The sequence below is a fragment of the Gordonia sp. (in: high G+C Gram-positive bacteria) genome (assembly GCF_020438995.1).
Taxonomy (GTDB): domain Bacteria; phylum Actinomycetota; class Actinomycetes; order Mycobacteriales; family Mycobacteriaceae; genus Gordonia.
Genome location: NZ_JAGQTN010000311.1, coordinates 1 through 3,592, shown reverse-complemented (window position 1 = coordinate 3,592; position 3,592 = coordinate 1). Strand labels below are relative to the sequence as shown.

Below are 3,592 nucleotides of genomic sequence, written 5' to 3'. Positions count from 1 at the left end.
TGACCACACGTCCGACGCCCGCGACGATCGCCGCGTGGTTGTGGTCGCCGACGCTGCTGGTGGGGCAGATGTCGACGCGGTAGGACGGCTCACCGACGATCTCCACCCGGTACGAGCCACCGTCCTGCGCGGGCCGCGCCCAGTCGGGCCGCAGGTCGTCGCGCAGGCGGGTGATGTGCTCGATGACGATCGCCGGCTGCCCGTTCACCATGCCGGTGATCTCGAACCGCACCGCCGCGCGCGTGCCCTTCTCGATGGTTCCGGCGGCGATATCGAAAGTCTCCGGGGCGGGCTCGCTTTCGTGATGCTCACGCACCTCATCGATGGTGACGCCGAAGCCCGCGGCCAGGATCGCCAGGGTGGTGCCCCATGCCATGCCCAGGATGCCGGGCAGGAACAGCATCGGTGTCTGGTCCATCGGCAGCCCGAAACCCATCACGTCGAACATGACGGTGGAACCGTCGTAGGTGGCGTAGTCGGCGATCTCCATGCACCGCACCTGCTGCACGTTCTGGCAAGTGCCGGCGAACGCGAACGGGATCAGGTCGTTGGCGAAACCCGGGTCGACGCCGGAGATGAAGATCGACGCCCCGCCCTCGCGGGCCGATCCTTCGATCTTGTCGATCGCCTTCGGCGGCATCACACCCCACGGATACTGCAGGCCGCCCGGCGCGGTGCCGACCACGTTGATGCCGGCGTCGAGGAAGCGGCGGCAGTCGTTGAACGCCTCGATCGGGCGGGTGTCGCCCATCGCTGTATAGACCACGCAGTCGGGGCGGGCTGCGACCACGTGGTCGAGGCCGAGGGCGGCGATGATGCCGGTATCAGGGCCGGCGGTTCCGGTCAGTTCGGCCGCGTCCTTGCCGGCCTTTTCCGGGGTCGAAACGCTGACCGCGACCAACTCGAACCTGCTGTCGTCGATGAGCTGACGCAGGGCGAGCCTGCCCGCGTTTCCGGTGCCGACGATCCCGACGCGAATGGCCATGGTGTGTGTTGCCTCCCACTGATGTGTGTGCAGGTCCGGGACGTTTCCGCAGGTAGATGAACAATTGTCCGGACTGGTGTCCATATCAGTAGATCACGCGGCGCCGAAGATGGCTAGAACTTGTTCTAATTTCGGCATTCAGGCGGTACTGTTGCTCGCCATGGGACGAGTAGAGAACAAAGTTGCGATCATCACCGGCGGCGCCCGGGGCATGGGTGCGGCCCATGCGCGGGCCCTCGTGGCCGAAGGCGCGAAGGTCGTGATCGGCGACATCCTCGACGACGAGGGCAAGGCATTGGCCGCAGAGATCGGCGATTCGGCGCGGTACGTACACCTGGACGTGACCTCGCTGGAGGACTGGGAGGCGGCCGTCGCCACCACCATCGCCGAATTCGGCACCGTCAACGTGCTGGTGAACAACGCGGGCATCGTCAACGGTGCCGCCATCCAGAACTTCAAGGTGGAGAAGTGGCGGCAGATCATCGACGTCAACCTCACCGGCACCTTCCTCGGTATCCGGAGCGTCGCGCAGCCGATGATCGACGGCGGTGGCGGCTCCATCATCAACGTGTCGTCTGTCGAGGGTCTGCGCGGCAGTCCGTGGGCGCATGGCTACGTGGCGTCCAAGTGGGGTGTGCGCGGCTTGGCCAAATCGGCCGCCCTCGAACTGGCACCGCACAATGTGCGCGTCAACTCCATCCACCCGGGCCTGATCAAAACCCCGATGACGGAAGGGATTCCGGAGGGCATGGTCAAGGTGCCGATGGGCCGGTCCGCCGAGTCGAGTGAGGTTGCGACGTTCGTGGTGTTCCTGGCCAGCGATGAATCGTCGTACTCCACCGGTTCGGAGTTCGTGATGGACGGCGGACTGTCGGCCGACGTGCCGCACGCCTGAGTAGTGTCGGCGGGCTGGTCAATGGAACAAGAACGACGAAATGTTTCCAAACGGCTGATACCTCGCTAGGCTACCCCCGACAGAACGCCTCGCGGCGATGATTGGGGAGTGGGCATGGTTTCACTGGGTGGTTTGAAAGAGTCGGTGACCGACGTCGTCGGGCTGGTGCGGGTGCTGCGTGGCCACGGGCTCGTGGAGTTCAGCAGACCGCACCGGGTGGCGCTCGCGGCCAAGCGGGGAGAACGGCTCGGACCGATGGCCGCGCTGGCCGTCAACGGTGGTGAGAAGTTTGCCGATGATCCGGTGGTTACCGACGAACATGGCACCATCACCTACGGCGACTTCGACAAGCAATCCAACAGTTTGGCAAATGCCTTGCTGGCCAAGGGGATTGAGCGCGGGTCGGTGATCGGGGTGATCGCCCGCGACCACCGGGGCCTGCTCATCACGATGGCAGCGGCCGGCAAGGCCGGGCTGCGGCTGGTGATGATGAACACCGGCTTCGGCGCGACCCAGTTCGTGGAGGTCGCCGAACGCGAAAAGCTCAGCGCCATCCTCTACGACGAGGAGTTTGCAACCCTCGCCGACGCGTTGCCCGAGCATCTGCCGCGCGTCCTCACCTGGGTCGACGGCGACGCCCCGGAAGGTGTGCTCACTCTCGATGCGATCGCGGCGACCGGTGACACCACCGCACCGGCCGAACCCGATGCCGCCGCCGGGTTGGTGATCCTGACCAGCGGTACCACCGGGCTGCCGAAGGGGGCCACCCGCGGTGCGATGTCGCCGTTCGCCAGCGTACTGCTGCTCGACCGGATTCCGTTCCCCCGCAAGGGAACATCGATGATCGTCTCGCCGCTGTTCCACGCCACCGGATTCGCCACCAGTGGCGTGAACCTGGCGCTGGGCAATCGGCTGGTGCTGCGCCGTCGCTTCGACGCCGAGCAGACCGTCGCCACGATGGCCGCCGAGAAGGTCGAGATGCTGGTGGCGGTGCCGACGATGCTGCACCGTATGGTCGCGCTCGGACCCGAGGTGCTCGGCAAGTACGACCTTTCGGCGCTCAAGGTGATCGTCATCGCCGGGTCAGCGTTGTCGCCGGCGGTGTCGGAGGCGATCCAAGACGCGTTCGGTGACGTGCTGTACAACCTGTACGGCTCCACCGAGGTGGCGATCGCGTCCATCGCACAGCCTCACGAACTGCGTCAGGCGCCCGGAACCGTTGGGCGCGCACCGATTTCCAGCCGCCTGCGGCTCTACGACGCCGACGATAACCAGATCACCGCGCCCAACGTCCGCGGGCGGTTGTTCGTCAAGAACGGCGTCCCGTTCGAGGGCTACACCGACGGCCGCAACAAGGCGATCATCGACGGCTACATGTCCACCGGCGACATGGCCCGCTTCGACGCCGACGGGCTGATGTTCATCGAGGGCCGCGACGACGACATGATCGTCTCCGGCGGCGAGAACGTATACCCACTCGAAGTGGAGAACCTGCTCGCCGAACACTCGGCCGTCGACGACGTCGCGGTCATCGGGGTGCCCGACGACGAATTCGGAACCCGGTTGCGGGCCTTCATCGTTCGCGCCGAGGGTGCCGATCCCACACCCGAGGACATCAAGGCGCACGTCAAGACGCACCTCGCCCGCTACAAGGTGCCCCGCGATGTGGTGTTTGTCGACGAACTGCCCCGCAATCCCACCGGCAAACTGGT

The 3,592-nt window shown here is 65.9% G+C and carries 3 protein-coding genes; 2 read left to right on the top strand and 1 reads right to left on the bottom strand.

Annotation, left to right across the window (positions count from 1 at the left end; translation table 11 throughout):
- On the bottom strand, positions 1-985 hold a 985-nt coding region (locus tag KDB67_RS21485), incomplete at its 3' end, for a diacylglycerol kinase (RefSeq protein ID WP_291020447.1).
- Between the two features lie 160 nt (positions 986-1,145).
- Here KDB67_RS21485 and KDB67_RS21480 point away from each other — a divergent pair.
- Both KDB67_RS21480 and KDB67_RS21475 read left to right on the top strand, forming a co-directional pair.
- On the top strand, positions 1,146-1,880 hold the full coding sequence (locus KDB67_RS21480; RefSeq protein WP_291020445.1) for a glucose 1-dehydrogenase: 735 nt from the start codon (positions 1,146-1,148) through the stop codon (positions 1,878-1,880).
- A 114-nt stretch (positions 1,881-1,994) separates the two neighbouring features.
- Positions 1,995-3,592 (top strand): AMP-binding protein (locus KDB67_RS21475; protein ID WP_291020443.1); only part of this gene is annotated, 1,598 nt, incomplete at its 3' end.

Excerpts from the sequence above, each read along its gene's own strand:
- KDB67_RS21480 (WP_291020445.1), top strand. The coding sequence starts at position 1,146 with ATGGGACGAGTAGAGAACAAAGTTGCGATCATCACCGGCGGCGCCCGG.